At 64.8% G+C, this 17839-nt stretch carries 20 protein-coding genes and 1 tRNA gene; 11 read left to right on the top strand and 10 right to left on the bottom strand.

Features of this window, described 5'->3' with window-relative positions:
• Window positions 1-87 precede the first annotated feature (87 nt).
• The 3 genes from F1C58_RS15605 to F1C58_RS15595 all read right to left on the bottom strand — a co-directional run bounded on the left by F1C58_RS15605 (window position 88) and on the right by F1C58_RS15595 (window position 2628).
• Entirely contained in the window at window positions 88-1599 is a 1512-nt protein-coding gene (locus tag F1C58_RS15605; RefSeq protein ID WP_185201949.1) for a CYTH and CHAD domain-containing protein, read from the bottom strand.
• Between the two features lie 110 nt (window positions 1600-1709).
• Window positions 1710-2090, bottom strand: a complete 381-nt coding sequence (locus tag F1C58_RS15600; protein WP_185201948.1) for a VOC family protein — start codon at window positions 2088-2090, stop codon at window positions 1710-1712.
• Window positions 2091-2244: 154 nt separating this feature from the next.
• Window positions 2245-2628 (bottom strand): cupin domain-containing protein, encoded by a 384-nt coding sequence (locus tag F1C58_RS15595; RefSeq protein WP_185201947.1) that lies wholly within the window; start codon window positions 2626-2628, stop codon window positions 2245-2247.
• A gap of 290 nt (window positions 2629-2918) precedes the next feature.
• Here F1C58_RS15595 and F1C58_RS15590 point away from each other — a divergent pair, with 290 nt between their 5' ends.
• Window positions 2919-3434: a hypothetical protein gene (locus F1C58_RS15590; protein WP_185201946.1), complete on the top strand. Its 516-nt coding sequence runs from the start codon at window positions 2919-2921 to the stop codon at window positions 3432-3434.
• Between the two features lie 152 nt (window positions 3435-3586).
• Here the strand turns inward: F1C58_RS15590 and F1C58_RS15585 are convergent, their stop codons facing one another.
• Genes F1C58_RS15585 through F1C58_RS15565 form a run of 5 tightly spaced genes read right to left on the bottom strand, consistent with a single transcriptional unit; the run spans window position 3587 to window position 8194 of the window.
• A complete protein-coding gene (locus F1C58_RS15585; RefSeq protein WP_185201945.1) occupies window positions 3587-4477 on the bottom strand; it encodes an aldo/keto reductase in 891 nt (296 codons plus the stop codon).
• Window positions 4478-4501: 24 nt separating this feature from the next.
• A complete protein-coding gene (locus F1C58_RS15580; RefSeq protein ID WP_185201944.1) occupies window positions 4502-5389 on the bottom strand; it encodes an aldo/keto reductase in 888 nt (295 codons plus the stop codon).
• A 55-nt stretch (window positions 5390-5444) separates the two neighbouring features.
• Complete coding sequence (locus F1C58_RS15575) at window positions 5445-5900, bottom strand: cyclophilin-like fold protein (protein WP_185201943.1); 456 nt, start codon at window positions 5898-5900, stop codon at window positions 5445-5447.
• Window positions 5901-5930: 30 nt separating this feature from the next.
• Complete coding sequence (locus F1C58_RS15570) at window positions 5931-7151, bottom strand: MFS transporter (protein ID WP_255461157.1); 1221 nt, start codon at window positions 7149-7151, stop codon at window positions 5931-5933.
• A 17-nt stretch (window positions 7152-7168) separates the two neighbouring features.
• Window positions 7169-8194: a zinc-dependent alcohol dehydrogenase family protein gene (locus tag F1C58_RS15565; RefSeq protein ID WP_185201942.1), complete on the bottom strand. Its 1026-nt coding sequence runs from the start codon at window positions 8192-8194 to the stop codon at window positions 7169-7171.
• 130 nt (window positions 8195-8324) lie between these two features.
• Between F1C58_RS15565 and F1C58_RS15560 the strand changes: the two genes are divergently transcribed.
• The 3 genes from F1C58_RS15560 (at window position 8325) to F1C58_RS15550 (ending at window position 10853) form a co-directional block, all read left to right on the top strand.
• Entirely contained in the window at window positions 8325-9170 is an 846-nt protein-coding gene (locus tag F1C58_RS15560) for a helix-turn-helix transcriptional regulator (protein WP_185201941.1), read from the top strand.
• 36 nt (window positions 9171-9206) lie between these two features.
• Window positions 9207-10351, top strand: a protein-coding gene (locus tag F1C58_RS15555) for an IS3 family transposase (protein ID WP_185200817.1) whose coding sequence is annotated in 2 segments (ribosomal slippage) — window positions 9207-9486 and window positions 9486-10351 — 1146 coding nt in all. Because the reading frame shifts where the segments join, the coding sequence is not laid out codon by codon here.
• 130 nt (window positions 10352-10481) lie between these two features.
• The gene (locus tag F1C58_RS15550; protein ID WP_255461156.1) at window positions 10482-10853 is read left to right on the top strand and encodes a cupin domain-containing protein; all 372 of its coding nucleotides are present in this window, start codon (window positions 10482-10484) and stop codon (window positions 10851-10853) included.
• A 485-nt stretch (window positions 10854-11338) separates the two neighbouring features.
• On the opposite strand, the gene F1C58_RS15545 is transcribed toward F1C58_RS15550, so the two are convergent.
• A tRNA-Gly gene (locus F1C58_RS15545) sits at window positions 11339-11412 on the bottom strand.
• 70 nt (window positions 11413-11482) lie between these two features.
• Between F1C58_RS15545 and dcd the strand changes: the two genes are divergently transcribed.
• Window positions 11483-12082 (top strand): dCTP deaminase, encoded by a 600-nt coding sequence (dcd, locus tag F1C58_RS15540; RefSeq protein WP_185201939.1) that lies wholly within the window; start codon window positions 11483-11485, stop codon window positions 12080-12082.
• Window positions 12083-12132: 50 nt separating this feature from the next.
• Here dcd and idi read toward each other — a convergent pair whose 3' ends face one another.
• Window positions 12133-12675: an isopentenyl-diphosphate Delta-isomerase gene (idi, locus tag F1C58_RS15535; RefSeq protein WP_185201938.1), complete on the bottom strand. Its 543-nt coding sequence runs from the start codon at window positions 12673-12675 to the stop codon at window positions 12133-12135.
• Between the two features lie 132 nt (window positions 12676-12807).
• On the opposite strand from idi, the gene F1C58_RS15530 reads away from it, so the two are divergent.
• The 6 genes from F1C58_RS15530 to F1C58_RS15505 all read left to right on the top strand — a co-directional run bounded on the left by F1C58_RS15530 (window position 12808) and on the right by F1C58_RS15505 (window position 17524).
• On the top strand, window positions 12808-13749 hold the full coding sequence (locus F1C58_RS15530; RefSeq protein ID WP_185201937.1) for a phytoene/squalene synthase family protein: 942 nt from the start codon (window positions 12808-12810) through the stop codon (window positions 13747-13749).
• Window positions 13746-15308, top strand: a complete 1563-nt coding sequence (gene crtI, locus F1C58_RS15525; protein WP_185201936.1) for a phytoene desaturase family protein — start codon at window positions 13746-13748, stop codon at window positions 15306-15308. The genes F1C58_RS15530 and crtI overlap by 4 nt, the downstream gene beginning before the upstream one ends.
• Complete coding sequence (locus tag F1C58_RS15520) at window positions 15308-15664, top strand: lycopene cyclase domain-containing protein (RefSeq protein WP_185201935.1); 357 nt, start codon at window positions 15308-15310, stop codon at window positions 15662-15664. Before crtI ends, F1C58_RS15520 begins: the two co-directional genes overlap by 1 nt.
• Window positions 15661-15972 (top strand): lycopene cyclase domain-containing protein, encoded by a 312-nt coding sequence (locus F1C58_RS15515; protein ID WP_185201934.1) that lies wholly within the window; start codon window positions 15661-15663, stop codon window positions 15970-15972. The genes F1C58_RS15520 and F1C58_RS15515 overlap by 4 nt, the downstream gene beginning before the upstream one ends.
• Window positions 15959-16924 (top strand): prenyltransferase, encoded by a 966-nt coding sequence (locus tag F1C58_RS15510; protein ID WP_185201933.1) that lies wholly within the window; start codon window positions 15959-15961, stop codon window positions 16922-16924. Before F1C58_RS15515 ends, F1C58_RS15510 begins: the two co-directional genes overlap by 14 nt.
• A gap of 282 nt (window positions 16925-17206) precedes the next feature.
• Window positions 17207-17524 (top strand): hypothetical protein, encoded by a 318-nt coding sequence (locus F1C58_RS15505; RefSeq protein WP_185201932.1) that lies wholly within the window; start codon window positions 17207-17209, stop codon window positions 17522-17524.
• Window positions 17525-17839: the final 315 nt, after the last annotated feature.

Here is a 17839-nt window from a genome sequence, read left to right as displayed (position 1 = left end):
TGCAAGCGGCACGGTCGACGGCGCGCTTCCTCATCGAGGGAGCGCGCCGTTGGTGTGTGCGGAGACCGTGCTGTGTGGCGACCGTGCTCAGGCCTGTCGGAGGCTCTTCGGGATGCGGCGAAGCAGCTTCTCGTAGCGCGCCTCCGCGTCTTCGCCGAGGTCCTGTTCGGTGCGGTGCAGCCGCCCGTAGGTGAAGCAGTCGTCTCCGAGCAGGTACGAGGCTGCAGAGAGTCGCTCGAGGGTTTGGCGGGCGACAACACTGTCGTGCTGCTCGCCGAGGGTGTCCTGCACCAGCTTGGCGATCTTCGCGAGTCGCCGCGCACGATTCGGCCGGATCGGCAGCAGCACCTCGGCGGCGTAGCGCACCTCTTTCGCCGCCTTCCGCACCTCGTGAAGGGCGAGATCGTGACGGGAGCGATCGATCGTCTGGTCTGCATCATGCATCGCCGTGAACAGTGCGCGGATGCGGTGATCGACGATGCCGGGGAGCACGCCGCTCGCCGCAGCATCGGCACTCTCCCGCAGGGGAGGATGGGCGACGAAGGCATCGATCTGGTCGAGAAGCCGGAAGTATCGAGGCGAGTCGAGGGACTCGAGCAGCACCGCCTTCGCGGCTGAGCTGTCTTTGGAGAGCTGGTGCGAGATCCGCTCGCCGACCGGTCCGATGATCTGGGCCTCCGACTCGGTGCGCAGTCGACCGGCGAGACGGGCGGCGATCACGTCGAGGTCGCGGGCGCCGCCGAGGATGTGCCCGATCCATCCCAGTTCCGTACGCAGCGTGGTCGCGTCCTCATTGGCGATGAGGCTGTGGAAGGTGCCGACGGCGGCGCGGAATTTGGCGGTCGCGACCCGCATGTCGTGGATCGACTCCGGCCGGTCTTCGCGCACGAGGGGATCGGTGCGCACGAGTTCGTCACGGTATTCCCGCAGCGCCGTGACCAGCAGCGCGCCTGCCGTATCGCGCTCGAGCGCCGCCGGTGCCGGATGTTGAGGCACGCCGTCTCCGAGAGCCCGAGCGAGCTTCGAACGGGAGTCGGAGCGTGAGACACGAGAGGCGGAGAACAGTCGTTCTGCAGCGTCGAGAAGGGGGATCTGCCCGTCGACGAGCTCGAGCTCCCACTCACGCCACTGCTGCTCGAGGGGATCACCGGCCAGCCGTGCCGTCGTCACCTCGTCGTCGCAGAAGAGGGCGAGAAGCTCGTCGTGCCGCCCGCGCAGCCGGTGCACTGTGCGGCGGGTGATGAGGTGCACGACGGGCGTGAGTTCGCGCGACCGCACGAGCACCGCCACCTGCTCGAGCAATCGGTGTGGCACGGATTGCGGATCACTTCCGAGCGGCTCGTGCAGTTCGGAGCGTTCGTCGTCCGACACCGGAAGTTTCAGGTGCCATCCCGCGTCATCCCCGCCCGTGCGCCGCCGCAGGGTGATGTGATGCGCGGCGAGAACCATGTTCGCCGTGTCGAAGTACACCGCATCGAGGTCGAAGACCTGGGACTCCTCGACCCGGAACACGCCGTCGATCGACGGCAGGTCGGGCAGTGCGGTTGATGAGGTGACGTCGTACTTGCGCTCTATCTCCGCGGAATCCGGGTTCACCATGACGAGAGTGTAGGTCTCGGCGGTGAATGGCGGATGAATCGGGCCCCACCAGAGCGTTTCTGCGCATCACCTCCTGGCGACACCTGAGCGATCGGCCGCTGTGTCCGGTGCTATCTCGGGCCTGCGACTCCCACCAGGTTTCCCGCGGGATCCCTGAAGTGTGCGACCGTCACGTGGCCGCCCTCGTTGCGCTGGGGGTGAAGGGTGATCGTGGCTCCCAGACGCTGTGCGGTGTCCAGTGCGCTGGCCACGTCGTCCACGCCGACATAGAAGATGGCGTGAGCAGAGAACCCCTCGCCACCTCCGATTCCGCCCGCCGCCGCAGCCCAGCCGGATTCCGGGCTGATGAAGGAGTATTCCGTGGATTCGGAAATAGCTGCCGCGACCGAAGCGCCCCCCGGCGCGCTCCATCCGAACAATCCTGAATAGAACTCGCGCAGACGCGCCGGGTCGGGACCGATGAGTTCGAAGTGCACCACGGGGTTCGCCATGCTTCAGCCTCGACCTCGGCGGCGCCGAGCGCAAGATCTCGGCGTCGCCGTCCAGGCCGAAACGGCTGCATGTGAACAGATGCCTTATGCGGCTCGTTCGGTGGTGTATCGGCACAGGGGCGTATTCATTAGACGCCTCGATGCGCGGAATCGGTCACCGGAAATCACCGATCTGCCGCTCCACGGATACGGTGCCGTCGATCACCACGTCGCCCGTGTGGGCGGTGGTGACCGTCTCGATCAGAACGATCTCCACCTCCTCGTTGGCGATGGGGTTGTGCTTCACGCCGCGCGGTACGACGTAGAACTGACCCGGGGTGAGTACAACCTCCTCGTCGTCAGGCAGCTGGATTCGAAGCCGACCCGACACGACGAGGAACATTTCATCTTCGGCGTCGTGAGAATGCCAGACCAGCTCGCCGAGCAGCTTCGCGACCTTCACGTACTGGTCGTTCACGCGCCCGACGACCCGCGGATGCCAATGCGTCTTCACCTGGCGAAGTTCGGCGGCGATGTCGATTCCCTGAAGAGCAGTCATGACACCATCATGGCCCGGGGCGGGAGCTCGTCCGGCCGGGCACACTCTCGATCGCCCGCCAAGACCCTCTCGTGCGCTTAGGTTGCGCGAACGCTCGAAGTCTTGAGTGCACTGCTCGATAGCGGGAACGTCTTACACACCAGGGAGTACCTCGTTTCCTCGCCGCACGATTTCCCTAGCGACGGCCTCTCGCTGGAGAGGCACTATTAGCGGCCAAGTACCCAGCTTCTTGACAACGATGGACGATCACGACGATCGTTGACAAACAATCAAGGAATCGAGGTGCACCGGTGTCGCAAATGCAGTCGCCCGTCTTGGGTCCAGATCCTGCTTTGATTTCCTACGTGCCGATCGTGGCGCAGATCCGTCGGTTGCTCGTCGTGGCTCTCGCCTCCGGGATCGTCTATGCGTTCTTTCTGGCGGCCAGCAAGGGGTACTGCCCCGGCGGCTTCGACGCTGATGGCGGATACATCGATGCCGCAGGCAAAGCCACAACGGCTGCACCAATGTGCGTCACTCTCACGCTGAGACCGAGCCCTATTATTTACGCAGCCATCGCCTTCATCGTTATCTTCGCGATCAGTAAGGTGCTGAAGAAAGCGCCAGACGGAGAAGCTGCTGTGCGAATTCTGGGTCGCGCGGCGGCAGTGATCGGAATCCTGATCCCTGTATCGATCGTCATCGCGCAGGTGTGGTTTGCGCTGATCCCCGTCACCGAATGGAGTTCATCAGGGCCGTATGCCTTCTATTCCCCATTCCCATTCGGAAGCGTCGACATGGTAATTACTCCGATAACTGCTCCCTAGCTCGCATCCCGGCAGGCGAATCGGAACACCGAGCACTGTTCGGCCCGTAACCTCGCGACATGCCCATGCAGCCGAGTCCTATGGCAGAGACCTGCAAGCCCTGTCCGAGCGTGCGAGTATCCAAAATGGATCCTCCTCGGTGAGGGAGTAGCTCAGGCTTCGGGGATAGTGAGATCCCAGGTCGAGGGGTCGACCTCGTCAGGATCGGGACCGCCGCGCACTCCACGGTCGAGGGCGTCGATGTCCGAGAGCTCATCGGTGGCGAGCTCGAAGTCGAAGACGTCGATGTTCTGGGTGATGCGCTCAGGGTTCGTCGATTTGGGTATCGCCGACCTGCCCTCCTGGATGTGCCATCGCAGCATCACCTGTGCCGGCGTTTTTCCGTGCGCCTCCGCGATGCGACCGATCGTCTCATCGTCGAGCATGCTTCGGCGAGTGTCGTCGCCCCAGCCGGGGTAGAAGGTGATACCGCCGATTGGCGACCACGCCTGGGTGAGGATGCCGTGCTCGGCGTTCGCCCGTTGCACGTTCGGCTGGGTGAAGTACGGGTGCAGCTCCACCTGGTTGACAGCCGGCACGACCTCGGTCTGCTCACGGAGCGCGGCAAGGTGGTTCGGCATGAAGTTACTGACCCCGATCGCGCGCACCCGCCCATCGGTGAGCAATTGCTCGAGAGCGCGGTACGCCTGCACGGTGCGCTCGAAGTGCTGCGGCATTGGCTGGTGCAGGATCAGCAGGTCGATCTGCGCGACGCCGAGTTTCGTCGCGCTCTTCTCGAACGCGTGCAGCGTCTCGTCGTAGCCGTAATCGCTCACCCATACCTTTGTCTCGATCACGATGTCGTTCCGCTCGATCCCGGAGCGTCGGATGGCCTCCCCGACCTCGCGCTCGTTGCCGTACCCGGCGGCGGTGTCGATATGGCGGTATCCGGCGTTGAGCGCCTGCTCGACTGCGGCGGTCGTCTCCTCCGGGGCGCTCTGGAACACTCCAAAGCCGAGCGCGGGGATGCTCATTCCGTTGTTCAGGGTTATGTGCTGATTCATGGTCTCTCCGATTGTCGGTGGGGGTTAGGCGGCATCGATGGTGAGGTCGATGAGTTCCGGGGTCGCGATGTCGGGGTCGATTGCCCCGCGCGCCCCGGTGTCGAGTTTGTCGATGGCCGTAAGTTCGTCGGCGGTGAGGTCGAAGTCGAAGACATCGATGTTCTCCGCGATTCGCTCGGGTTTCACGGATTTTGGTATGGCGCTGCGTCCCTCCTGGAGGTGCCAACGCAGAATGACTTGCGCGGGAGTCTTGCCGCGTGCCTGCGCGATAGCCGTGATCGTCTCGTTCCGCAGGGGCGGAGTGGCGCCGTTCTCGCCCGCCCAGCCGTACACGCCGCCGATCGGCGACCAGGCCTGCGTCACGATGCCAAGCTCCCGGTGCAGCGCGACCTGGTCGGGCTGCTGAAAGTTGGGGTGCAACTCGATCTGGTTAACGGCAGGCACGATGTCTGTCTCGCTCACAAGGGCGCGCAGGTGCTCGGCCTTGAAGTTCGCCACCCCGATCGCGCGCACGCGGCCCTCGGTGAGCAGTCGCTCTGCCGCTCGATACGACGCGACCGTCTCTGCAAAATTGGTCGGCCACGGCCAGTGCAACAGGTAGAGGTCGAGGTAGTCAACGCCGAGCTTCGCAATGCTGGTGTCGAAAGCGCGAAGCGCGGCGTCGAAGCCGTAATCGGTCATCCAGAGCTTCGTTGTGAGGAACACGTCAGCGCGATCGACCCCTGAGTCTCGGATACCCTGCCCCACCTCACGCTCCTTGAAGTAGGCGGCCGCGGTGTCAATCAAGCGGTAACCCGACCGCAGCGCGGTCGAGACCGCCGAGGTGGCCTCCCCACCCTCGCTCTGCAGTACGCCAAGACCCAGTGCTGGCAGCAGTGCGCCATTATTCACAGTGATGGTGATGTCCGACATCGTTCTCGTCTTTCTGTTGGTGGATGAAATGTGCGACGTCAGATCGACGCGGCTTTTAGGGCAGGCGGATGGTCACAGCGACTTCGCGGGGGTGCCCGGTGACCGCAGCGGCGTCCGTAAGATTTCCGATGGGTACGATTCCCGCGAAAGATCCGACGTCGGCGTGGTAGAGCACAAGGCTTTGCTGGGGTGCGTAGTAGCCGATTGTGAGGGCTTTGGCCGCGCTTGCCTTGGGTGCACCGTCGAGGCTGAGAGCTTCGGGGAGCTTTCCGATCAGCTCTTGACCGGCGTAGTCACGCATCGTCACCGTCAACGGCAGCGCGGAGATCAGGGAGGCCGCAGTAGCACTCCGGTCGAGTTCTCCGGCGACCTGCACTCCGTCGATGTCGAGCACTATCGACGTGCGGCCGGCCGTCGGGCCGGAAGGCGACGCTTCTGGAGCGGTTTCGCGGGGTTCACTCGCGCACCCGCCGAGCGCGACGGCGAGGAAGGCCACGGCGGGAAGAGCCATGGCGCGACGGTGATTCATGGGTATTTGGTCCTAACTGGCCTGGGGGGCCGAAAAGGCGGTGCGCCGGCCGACGATGGTGAGCGCGAAAGCGATGAGGCCGAACACAATCATCACGATCGGGAGCGCCAGGCCATCGAGCCCGGCCAGCAGTGCGGCACCCAGGATCCCGGCAACGAATATCGCGACGTTGAACGCGACCGGCAGGAACGAGTTGGCAACATCCGAATCGCGTCCGCCTGACGTGGTGAGCGCCGCCTGCAGCTGCGCGGGTGCTCCCCCGAAAGTCACGCCCCACAAAACGGTGGCGATGATGATCGCCGGGGTGGAGGCATGGCCGACGAGGAGCGTCACGGCGGCGGCCGTGAACACCACGAGGCTCCCGTGCAGGAGCAGACGAGGATGCCGGTCGAGGAGCGCCCCAACCAAAGCAATCCCGGCAACGGATGACACCCCGAAGATGAAAAGTTGCATATCGACGTGGAGGCTGCCGTCACTGGTTCGCAGGTACGGAGTGAGGTAGGTGTAAACGGTGTTCGAGGCGAGCATCCAGGCGAAGATCACGGCGAGGGTGATGGCAACTCCGGGCAGGCGGAACACGCGCACGACCGGCATCCTCTCGCGCCCGGATTGCGAATCCTGGCCCGCGGCGTCCGGCGCTACGAGTGCCAGCGCCACTGACGCGATGAGGGCGAGGAGACTGAGGGCGATGAAAGCCCACCGCCAGTCGAGGGCCGTGCCTAGCCAGGAACCGAGCGGTGTGCCAAGCGCGAACCCCATCGGTGCCCCGGCGGAGACGATAGCTAAGGCACGGCCGGCCCGGTTCTGTGGGCTGATCTTCAGCCCGTAGGCCGCGAGCATTCCCCAGATGATCCCGGAGAAGGCGCCGGCGATGAATCGACTCGACAAGGCGAGGACAAGGTCGTTCGAGATCGCGGTCAGTGTGTTCGCAGTGATCAGCCCGGCTATGGCGGCGAGCAGCAATGGTTTGCGTCGAAGTGATCGGGTGAGGGAGATTGCAGGGATGGTGACTATGACAGTGCCAAGCGCGTAGGCGCTGACGAGCAGCCCGACGGAGACCTCGCTGGTGTTCAGTCCGTCAGCGATCACCGGGAGGAGGCCGGCGGGCAGGGTCTCCATTGTGATGAGCACAAACCCGATCACCGCCAAGAGTACCAGGGTGACAATCGGGAGTCGCGCCTTCTGTTCCGCGAATGCGGTCGCGTGTTCGGGCGCTGGTGACGTGGTGTTCACGGGATTCTTCACTGGCTCTAGAAGGTCAGCAGTACCTTGGTCGCGCGCCGCTCATCCATCGCCTTGTAGCCCTCGGCTGCGTCTTCGATGGAAAGTGTCAGGTCGAACACCCTGCCGGGGTCGATGGTGCGGTTCCAGATGAGCTCTATCAGCTCCGGCAGGTACTGGCGCACCGGTGCCGGTCCACCGTGCAGGTGAACGCTCCTGAAGAACAGGTTCAAGCCGTCAAGCTCGACACCGTGGGAGACGCCGACATAGCCGACGTACCCTCCGGCCCGGGTTGCATTGATCGCCTGCCACATGGACTCTTGGGTGCCGACCGCCTCGACTGTGCCATGGGCTCCGTATCCGCCGGTCAGTTCCTTGACTTTCGCTGCGCCCTCATCGCCGCGCTCTTCGATGATGTCGGTCGCGCCGAATGCGCGGGCGAGAGCTTGGCGTTCCGGGTGGCGGCTGAACATGATGATGCGCTTCGCCCCCAGGTGATTCGCAGCCAGCACTGCCGACAGGCCGACGGCGCCATCGCCCACGATCGCGATCGTCTTTCCGGGTCCAGCCTCAGCCGCGACGCTCCCGTACCAGCCGGTGCCGAGCACGTCGGATGCCGCCATCAGGGATGGGATCAGATCGGCATCCGGTTGTCCCGGGGTTGCGACGAGGGTGCCGTCGGCGAGAGGGATGCGGGCGAGTTCGGCCTGTGTTCCGACGGAGCCCATCATGACGTTGTGGATGCAGCGGGACTGATAGCCGGCCTGGCAGATCTCGCACGTGTTATCGGAGGCGACAAAGGAGCCTACGACGAAGTCACCGACCGTCACGTTCTTGACATCCGCGCCGATCTGCTCGACGATGCCGATGTACTCGTGGCCCATCGGCTGAGGCGTTGAGGAGAGGGGCTCTGCTCCGCGGTACAGCCACAGATCCGATCCGCAGATACAGGTTGCAGCGAGTCGGATGATCGCATCGGTGGGGTCGATGATCTGTGGAGCGTCCCGTGTCTCGACGCGAACGTCGCCCGGTCCGTACATCAGTACTGCACGCATTGCGCACCCCTTTGATTCGAAAAGCTTGTGAGATCAGTCAAGTCGTGCGTTCTTGAGCGTGGGAGTCTCTGTTGGAGGGTGTACTGGCAGGGGACCCCACATGCGGCGGGATGGCCGTAACGTACGGATTATGGACAATCAATCCGAGGTGCGCGAGTTCCTCATGTCGCGGCGCGCACGGCTCACACCAGAGCTCGCGGGGCTGACGGCCGGCGGCAACCGGCGGGTAGCGGGGCTGCGACGCTCCGAGGTCGCCGCCCTCGCCGGCGTCAGCGTGGAGTACTACGCGAAGCTCGAGCGAGGTGCGATCGCCGGGGCATCATCGTCCGTGCTCGACGCGGTCTCGCGCGCGCTGCAGCTCGACGATACCGAGCGCAGCCACCTCTTCGATCTTGCTCGAGCGGCGGACGGAATCCCGCTTTCCGGTCGGCCGCGTGGTCGGTCGGGCAAGAGTCCCATCAACCGGCCGAGCCTGCAATGGATGCTGGGGTCGATCACCGGGGGCCCTGCCTTGGTCGTCAACATGCATCAGGACATCCTCGCAACCAACGATCTCGGCCGTGCGTTTTACTCCCCGATAATCGGTGACGGCGGGCGAACACCGAACCTCGCGCGGTTCCAGTTCCTCGACTCCGCATCGCGCGACTTCTACCCCGACTGGGACCTCTTCGCCGGCATGTGCGTCGCGATCATGCGCGCTCGCGCGGGGCGTGACCCTCACAACAAAGCCCTGCAGGACCTCGTCGGAGAACTGTCCACTCGTAGCGAGGTGTTCCGTCAGTTATGGGGAGCTCACGATGTGCGCACCCACGGCACCGGCACCAAGCGGTTCAACCATCCCCTCGTCGGGGAAGTCACGCTTGCCTACGAGGAACTCGCGATCACCGCAGAGCCGAGTTTCGCGCTGATGGTTTACACCGCGGAGCCAGGCTCGCCGAGTGCGGAGGGGACTGCCCCCGGTTTGGTTGACTCTTGACCTGTGGAGATTCGTCTCCGCTGGAAGGATGTCACCATGCCCAAGCCCTACCCGCCCGAGTTCCGCCGCGATGTTGTCGCGGTCGCTCGCAAGCACGAAGCCCCGCTGAACCAGATCGCGAAGGACTTCGGAATTTCGGAGTCGTGTCTGGCGTACTGGCTGAAGAAAGCCGACGTCGAAGAGGGGGTGAAGCCTGGCGTGACGGAGAAGGAGTCGGCTGAGCTGCGGGAGGCGCGGAAACGGATCCGGCTGCTGGAGCAGGAAGCCGAGGTAATGCGCCGCGCCGTCGCCTACCTCTCCCGGGATGTCAACCCAAAATGATGTACCCGCTGGTCCGCGAACTGGCCGTCGACGGAGTCCCCGTCACGGTGACCTGCCGGGTATTGCGCTTCTCCAAACAAGCCTTCTATCAGTGGCTCCGAAACCCCGTCTCGCAACGTGATTGGGACGACGCTCACCTGACCAACGCGGCGTGGGACGCCCACCGGGACGACCCCGCGTTCGGCTACCGGTTCATCAGCGACGAACTCAACCAGGCTGGCCTGAAGGCGGGCGAGAACCGGGTTTGGCGGCTCTGCTCCCAGCAGCGGCTCTGGTCCGTGTTCGCGAAGAAACGCGGCCTGAGGGGCAAAGCCGGCCCGCCCGTGCATGACGACCATGTCCAGCGGAACTTCACCGCGACACGCCCTAACCAGCTGTGGTTGACGGACATCACCGAGCATCGCACCGACGAAGGCAAAATCTACCTCTGCGCGATCAAGGACGTGTGGTCGAACAAGATCGTCGGCTACTCCATCGACTCCCGAATGAAAGCATCCCTGGCGGTCGCTGCGGCCCGCAACGCAATCGGGCAACGCGACATCGCCGGCACGATTCTGCACTCCGACCGCGGCTCTCAATTCCGCTCCAACGCCTTCGTGCGGGTGTTGAAGAACAACGCCATCACCGGGTCGATGGGCCGCGTCGGCGCATGCGGCGACAACGCCGCGATGGAGTCCTTCTTCGCCCTCCTGCAAAAGAACGTCCTCGACCGGCAACGATGGGCCACGAGGGAAGAGCTACGCCTCGCGATCGTGGTCTGGATCGAGCGAACCTACCATCGCAAGCGTCGGCAACGCCGCCTCGGCAAACTCACCCCGATCGAGTTTGAGACAATAAACATGGCCCTCAACGCCGCGTGAAACCACTAACCCACCGAGTCAACTGAACTCGGGGCAGTCCCGAGCGGTTACAGCTCCTCGCCAACCTCACCCAGACCACCAACCAGAAAGCGACACTGTGAGCACGCAACTACAACCCAAGACTTCCACCGTGAAGGGCCCAGATGAGTGGTTCACCGGAGACGTCTACTTCAACGCCTATTACACGGGTCAGGAGCCATCCCGTGTTCGCCTGAATCTGGTGCGCTTCACGCCAGGTGCGCATACAGCCTGGCACCGCCACGCCGTTGGCCAAACACTCCACGTGACCGAGGGCCTCGGATACGTCCAGACCCGCGGCGAACAGGTCATCGAACTGCATCCAGGTGACACCGTCTACACACCGCCCGGCGAATGGCACTGGCACGGAGCACAAGCAGACAACTTCATGTCCCACCTCGCGATGTGGGAAGCCCCCGCACCCAGCGACGAACCCGAAACCGAATGGGGCGACAAGGTCGCCGCTGTGGAATACCCGAGCTAACCAGGCAAGTCGGCAGAGCAAGCCCCATGGGGCGTGATCGTTTGACGAAATCGCACCTCAGGAGGTCGATACATGCCAGCGACATGAAGCCCGATGACCGGGCGCCTTGCGGATGGGCTTAACGGCGGCGCTCAGGAGACAGCGCGAAGGGGCGTTATGTCACGAGTGACGAACTTAGCTAAGTATTGCACTAGTAGCCACATAAACTCCTTCTGACCTGGGCTTTCTATTTCACCGATAACCGCCGGTATGTAAAGTGTCGACCGTTATGGACGGATCTCACATCCACCAGGGCGAACTGTGATCGGAGCAAGCTCCGACAAACACGGTGACAGGCAGATCAAGCCAAGCTCAGGCTATGGGAGTCGAGCACCGCCGTGTGCGAATTGTGGCCGCGTCAGAAAGTAACCGGTTTTCCGAGACTCATCTGTGTTGAGGCAAGTCTCATCTGCCCTGAGAATCCACAAAAGCACAAGAACTACCAGTGGAGCGAGCGACGGGAATCGAACCCGCACTACCTGCTTGGGAAGCAGGAGTTCTGCCATTGAACTACGCTCGCACGGCCGCGCCCGAAACCGGACGGTGGCACTCATGAATACTAGCAACGACGGGTTCGATAGGCTCTGTGCATGCTGCTCTCGGACCGCGATATCAAGCTCGAACTCGACTCCGGACGCATCGGGCTGCAGCCCTATGACCCCTCGATGATCCAGCCGTCGAGCATCGATGTGCGGCTCGATCGCTTCTTCCGGCTATTCGACAACCACAAATACCCCTTCATCGACCCCGCCGAAGACCAGCCCGACCTCACCCGGCTCGTGGAGGCGGCACCCGACCAGCCGTTCATCCTGCACCCTGGCGAGTTCGTGCTCGGTTCGACCTACGAGCTCGTCACGCTTCCGGATGACGTGGCGGCGCGCCTCGAGGGCAAGAGTTCGCTCGGCCGGCTCGGCCTTCTCACCCACTCCACCGCAGGATTCGTCGATCCCGGCTTCAGCGGGCATGTCACGCTCGAACTGTCGAACGTCGCGACGCTGCCGATCAAGCTCTGGCCGGGGATGAAGATCGGGCAGCTCTGCTTCATTCGGCTGACCTCGCCGGCCGAGAAGCCCTACGGGTCTGCCGAGTACTCCTCGCGCTACCAGGGGCAGCGTGGGCCGACGGCGTCGCGCTCGTTCCAGAATTTTCACCGCACCGACATCTCGCGGGATGAGAGCCGGCTGGACTGAGGCGAGTCTCGACACGCTCGGCAGACGGTGCGACTCGACCAGCGGCCGCGCTAGGCGCCGAGTTGCTCCAACTGCCAGCCGAGCCACGGGCTGAAGGCGAAAGGCGCCGCAGTGACCGCACCGTGCAGCAGGTGCGGCTCGAGCCACGCGAACTCGGAGACCTCCGCGGCGTTGGGTTTCGGGACATCCGTCGTCACCGCCCGATAGACCGGGCAGACCTCGTTCTCCACGATGCCTGACGCGTCGACCGCACGGTAACGGAAATCGGGGAGTACGACCTCGAGGTCGGTGACGGTGATTCCGAGTTCGAACGCCGCGCGGCGAGCGATGGCCTTCTCGTGGTCCTCTCCGGGGGAGGGGTGCCCGCAGAACGAGTTGGTCCACACGCCGGGCCAGGTGAGCTTCGAGAGTGCACGGCGAGTGACAAGCACCCGCCCGGCCGGGTCGTAGACGTGACAGGAGAACGCGAGATGGAGCGGCGTGGAAGGCCCGTGTACCGAGAACTTGTCGGCCTCGCCGATGGGCGCGCCCGAATCATCCAGAAGTACTACAAACTCTGTACCACTCTGCACAAGCCCTGTGCTGGTTTCCATGTGTGTCCGTTACCCTGAAGTTGTGACCGGCCATGACCTGAAAGTTCCCTCGAAGGGAAGCGATTTCCGGATCGAAGCCGTGCTGAGGCGTCGCTCAAGCCTAACCGCCGCTGAACAGGGCAGGACTGCGCGATGACCGACGACAGCAACCATCCGAGACCGCCGCGAGACTCGGGGCCGAACCTCTACGATCAGGTCGCAGAAGAGACCGCGAGCGTAGTCATCCGGCGTTACTCCACCTCATTCGGCTTGGCCTCCCGCCTGCTCGCGCCGCCGGTTCGCCGTCACGTCGAGAATATCTACGCCCTCGTGCGGGTGGCCGACGAAGTAGTGGATGGGGGAGCGGCGGATGCCGGACTCGATCCGCTGGCCGCTGCGCGAGTGCTCAACGACTTCGAGCGCGACACCGAGGCCGCACTCGATTGCGGCTACAGCACCAATCTCGTGATCCACGCCTTCGCCCGCACGGCACGAGCCACCGGCTTCGGCCGCGAGCTCACTCAGCCGTTCTTCGAGTCGATGCGCATGGATCTGGTGCAGACCGAGCACGACGCCGAGAGCTTCGATGCCTACGTCTACGGGTCTGCAGAGGTCGTCGGACTCATGTGCCTCGCCACCTTCCTGCAGGGCAGCACAGTGTCCCCCGCAGAGCTGGCCCGGCTGGAACACGGCGCGCGCAAGCTCGGCGCAGCCTTCCAGAAAGTCAACTTCCTTCGCGATCTCTCCGCCGACTTCGAGACGCTCGGCCGCAGCTACTTCCCCGGGGTGAGCGTCGAATCGTTCAGCGAGGCGGACAAGACCCGCCTGCTCGAGGACATCGACTCCGACCTGCGCGATTCCGCTGCGGTCGTTCCCCTGCTTCCCGCCAGTTCTCGTCGCGCCGTCGCCCTCGCCCAGGGGCTCTTCACCGAGCTCGCCGTGCGGTTGCGGGCGACCCCGGCCGACCGGCTCGTGACCTCCCGCGTTCGAGTGCCGAACCCGGTGAAGCTCCGCATCGCCGCCGGAGCGCTTGCCGGCCGCACTCCCCGAACCACACTCTCCTCCCGCACGACCACACCGAAAGCAGCATCATGAGCAGCATCGTCGTCATCGGCGGGGGAATCGCCGGATTGGCGTCCGCCGCCCTCCTCGCGAAAGACGGTCACGAGGTGACCCTGCTCGAAGGCCGCCCGAGCGTCGGCGGTCGTGCCGGATCCTGGGAGCGCGACGGTTTCCGCTTCGACACCGGGCCAAGCTGGTACCTCATGCCGGAGGTCTTCGACCACTTCTTCCGCCTGCTCGGGACCACGGCAGACGAGCAGCTGCAACTGGTCACGCTCGATCCCGGTTACCGGGTGTTGTTCGAGGGGGTGGCGGAACCGATCGACATCACCGCGAGCCGAGAGGAGAACCTCGAGCTGTTCGAGCGCATCGAGCCGGGCACCCGTCGCAAGATGGTGAAGTACCTCGACTCCGCTCGCGACGTCTACGAGATCGCCAAGAAGCGCTTCCTCTACTCGAGCTTCGCTGACATCCGCCCGTTGCTGCGCAAAGATGTGCTCACCCGCACGGGCACGCTCGTCTCGCTGCTCCTCACCCCGCTCGCCACCCTCGTGCGGCGCACGGTGAAGGATGCCCGACTCCAGCAGATTCTCGGATACCCCGCCGTCTTCCTCGGCTCCTCGCCGTATATCGCTCCGAGCATGTACCACCTGATGAGCCACCTCGACCTCGAGGGCGGGGTGATGTATCCGATGGGCGGCTTCACCCAGCTCATCGGGCGCATCGAGGCTCTCGCCGAGGCTCAGGGGGTCACCATCCTCACCGGTTCCCCGGTCACCGCGATCAACACCCGTGACGCCGTGGTCACCGGGGTGGACTACACGGATGCCACCGGCGCCACCCGCACGCTGGTCGCCGACATCGTGGTCTCCGCCGCCGACCTGCACCACAGCGAGACCGCGTTGCTGCCGGTCGAGTTGCAGACCTTCCCCCAGGAGTACTGGGACAAGAAGGTGCCCGGGCCGAGCGCTCTGCTGATCTACCTGGGCGTCAAGGGCGAACTGCCGCAACTCGAGCACCACACGCTGTTCTTCGCACGTGACTGGAAGGCGGGATTCGAGAAGATCTTCGGAAAGAATTCGTCTATTCCCGATCCGGCATCCATCTATGTCTGCAAGCCGAGCGGCATCGATCGCTCCACCGCGCCAGACGGCTACGAGAACCTCTTCGTGCTCGTGCCCATTCCCGCCGATCCCAGCATCGGCAAGGGCGATGTCGACGGCGACGGCGATACGCGTATCGAGACCCTTGCCGATCGGGTCATCACGCAGATCTCGGTCTGGGCGGGCATCCCCGACCTCGCCTCGCGCATCACTCTGCGCCGCACGCTCGGGCCGGGAGACTTCGTGAGCGATCTCAACGCCTGGCGGGGCACGGCCCTCGGGCCTGCCCACACGCTGGGACAGAGCGCGATGTTCCGGTCGGGCAACAAGAGTCGCAAAGTCGAGGGGCTGTTCTACGCCGGGGGATCCACGATTCCGGGAATCGGCCTGCCCATGTGCCTCATCAGCGCCGAGGTCGTGCTCAAGCGCATCCGCGGTGACCGCTCGACCGAACCTCTCGCCGAGCCGCTGCAGCGCACCCTGGCCTGATGGCGATCCTGTACCTGGCGGCGCTCGCGGTCGCGCTCACCGGCATGGTGATGCTCGACCGGCGCTTCACGCTGTTCTTCTGGCGGGATGCGAGACGAGCAGCGATAGTGCTGGCGGCAGGGCTCGCCTTCTTCATCGCCTGGGATCTCTCCGGCATCGGCCTGGGGATCTTCTTCCGTGGGGAGACCTCATTCATGACCGGACTGGTCGTGGCGCCGGAGTTCCCGCTCGAGGAGCTCTTCTTCCTCACCCTGCTCTGCTACCTCGTGATGAACCTGTTCGGCTTCCTCTCCCGCCGGTCGAGCGGGCCGTCCGCGGTCGTGACGAGATCGAGCGAGGGGGCGGATTCTCGATGAACTACTGGCAGCTCAACGCGATCTTCCTCGCCGCCGTGGCGGTGGTCGGATGCCTCGCGATCGCGAAATCCCGGCGTGCGATGCCCGTGCTGCCGATTCTCGGCACCCTCGGCATCCTGCTGCTGGTGACCGCGGTCTTCGACAACGTCATGATCGGCATCGGACTCGTCGGCTACGACGCCGCCAAGATCAGCGGCGCTTTCATCGGCATCGCACCGCTCGAGGACTTCGCCTACGCCGTGGCCGCCGCGGTGCTGCTGCCCTCGCTGTGGCTGCTGCTGCCCGGGAGGTCTCGTGAAGAATCTTAAGAGCCTGTTCGTGTCGTCCCGGCCCCTCAGCTGGGTGAACACCGCGTTTCCGTTCGCCGCGGCCTATTTCATGTCGACGCGTCAGATCGACGTGGTGTTCATCGTGGGCACGATCTACTTCCTCATCCCATACAACCTCGCGATGTACGGCATCAACGACGTCTTCGACTACGAGTCCGATCTGCGAAATCCGCGCAAGGGCGGGGTGGAGGGCGCGCTGCTCGACCCGAGCGTGCACCGGCTCACCCTGCGCGCGGCCATCGTGCTCAACGTGCCGTTCCTCGTGTTCCTCATCGCGGTGGGAAGTCCGCTGTCATGGCTGGTGCTCGCGATCAGCGTCTTCGCGGTGATCGCGTACTCGGCCCCTGGCCTGCGTTTCAAGGAGCGGCCATTCGTCGACTCGCTCACCTCGAGCACCCACTTCGTCTCGCCGGCCGTGTACGGATTCGTGCTCGCCGCCACCGTGTTCACCCCGGCCCTCTGGGCGGTTCTCGCCGCGTTCTTCCTCTGGGGCATCGCGTCGCACGCGTTCGGCGCGGTGCAAGACATCGTGGCCGACCGCGAGGGGGGCATCGCGTCGATCGCCACAGTGATCGGCGGGCGGGCCACCGTGCGACTTGCCTTCTGCGCCTACCTGCTCGCGGGCATCCTGCTGCTGTTCACGCGGTTTCCCGGGCCGTTCGCGGCGGTGCTCGTGCTGCCGTACGCGATCACGGTGCTGCCGTACTGGAACATCACGGATGCCGACGCCGAGACCGCGAACCGTGGCTGGAGGCGCTTTCTCACCATCAACTTCGCCGCCGGATTCCTCGTGACGATGCTGCTCATCTGGTACGGGCTGCTCACCGTGGGCTGCGCGGGCACGACCGTGCACTATTCGGGATCGTATGAGCCGCTGCGGGTGGCGCAGTCCGAGATGGGCCCCGCCCGCGACTTCGTCGCCTGCCGCTGACCGGTTGGGCGGCCGGGCGCTGATCCGTCCGTCTGAGTTCCGACCGGCGCCGGAGCCACGCCGGACTCTCGGCGGGGTCGATCCCCCACCGAATACACTCGGGAGTCGAGCAACAATCGTCGATGGCGCGCAAGCCGTCGAAGCATCCGAGGGGACTCATCAAAGCTGGTCGCCTTCGAGCTTCCGAACCTCGACCTGCTGGTCGCGGATGCCCTTCTCGCCTCTCATCAGCGGTCGCGCGAGGTGCTCTCCTCTGGGTCGGGCCTCAAGACCGGCTGGACGGTGGCGACCCAGACATTCGCCCCCACCACGCTGCCCGACGGCTCGGTGCTGCCCGACGGCTCGGTCGAGCCGGGCGCGGAGGAGGCGCTCGCCGCCGAGGGCTATCCCCGCGACGACAGGTACCTCGAGAACACCGCCGGGGACGACTTCGTGGAGGTCCAGGCCTACACGCGCACCTTCATCGGACCGGACGGTCCCGTTCCGGTCGCCACCGACATGGGGACCACTCTCATCGGCTGGGACAAGCGGTCCTTCGCCCGCACGCCGAAACCGAGTGCCTCGTGGTACGGCGCTGTGGCGCGCGCCAACGGGGTGTGACTGCCTGATCGTTCCCGCTCGACTCAGGCATCGGACTTGAGTCCCGTGGCGGGGGATACGCCCCCTCGCGGAGGACTCAGGACTTCGCGGAGTGAGTTACGCCTCCCGCCGCGAGGGCCTGCACACTCCGCGAGTGTGATTGCCGCCGGCGTGACATCGGGGCGGGGCGGGCGGGGGCGGGGCGGGCAGGGGCGGGCACGATCGTGCCCGGATTGAGCGCTCGCGCACCGCAGCATCCGTGTGGGAGGGCGCGCAGCGAGTCGCGGCGGGCGAATACCCTCACGGCGGGAGGCGTATCTCCCTCCGCGAGAGCGA

Source organism: Glaciihabitans sp. INWT7 (assembly GCF_014217685.1).
GTDB lineage: Bacteria > Actinomycetota > Actinomycetes > Actinomycetales > Microbacteriaceae > Lacisediminihabitans.
This window is presented reverse-complemented; position numbering and strand designations above follow the sequence as displayed.

What these genes read in the sequence shown, in the direction of transcription:
- F1C58_RS15605 (WP_185201949.1), bottom strand. Translation starts at nt 1,599, where the DNA reads ATGGTGAACCCGGATTCCGCGGAGATAGAGCGCAAGTACGACGTCACC.
- F1C58_RS15600 (WP_185201948.1), bottom strand. Translation starts at nt 2,090, where the DNA reads ATGGCGAACCCCGTGGTGCACTTCGAACTCATCGGTCCCGACCCGGCG.
- F1C58_RS15595 (WP_185201947.1), bottom strand. Translation starts at nt 2,628, where the DNA reads ATGACTGCTCTTCAGGGAATCGACATCGCCGCCGAACTTCGCCAGGTG.
- F1C58_RS15585 (WP_185201945.1), bottom strand. Translation starts at nt 4,477, where the DNA reads ATGAATCAGCACATAACCCTGAACAACGGAATGAGCATCCCCGCGCTC.
- F1C58_RS15580 (WP_185201944.1), bottom strand. Translation starts at nt 5,389, where the DNA reads ATGTCGGACATCACCATCACTGTGAATAATGGCGCACTGCTGCCAGCA.
- F1C58_RS15575 (WP_185201943.1), bottom strand. Translation starts at nt 5,900, where the DNA reads ATGGCTCTTCCCGCCGTGGCCTTCCTCGCCGTCGCGCTCGGCGGGTGC.
- F1C58_RS15565 (WP_185201942.1), bottom strand. Translation starts at nt 8,194, where the DNA reads ATGCGTGCAGTACTGATGTACGGACCGGGCGACGTTCGCGTCGAGACA.
- F1C58_RS15560 (WP_185201941.1), top strand. Translation starts at nt 8,325, where the DNA reads ATGGACAATCAATCCGAGGTGCGCGAGTTCCTCATGTCGCGGCGCGCA.
- dcd (WP_185201939.1), top strand. Translation starts at nt 11,483, where the DNA reads ATGCTGCTCTCGGACCGCGATATCAAGCTCGAACTCGACTCCGGACGC.
- idi (WP_185201938.1), bottom strand. Translation starts at nt 12,675, where the DNA reads ATGGAAACCAGCACAGGGCTTGTGCAGAGTGGTACAGAGTTTGTAGTA.
- F1C58_RS15530 (WP_185201937.1), top strand. Translation starts at nt 12,808, where the DNA reads ATGACCGACGACAGCAACCATCCGAGACCGCCGCGAGACTCGGGGCCG.
- crtI (WP_185201936.1), top strand. Translation starts at nt 13,746, where the DNA reads ATGAGCAGCATCGTCGTCATCGGCGGGGGAATCGCCGGATTGGCGTCC.
- F1C58_RS15520 (WP_185201935.1), top strand. Translation starts at nt 15,308, where the DNA reads ATGGCGATCCTGTACCTGGCGGCGCTCGCGGTCGCGCTCACCGGCATG.
- F1C58_RS15515 (WP_185201934.1), top strand. Translation starts at nt 15,661, where the DNA reads ATGAACTACTGGCAGCTCAACGCGATCTTCCTCGCCGCCGTGGCGGTG.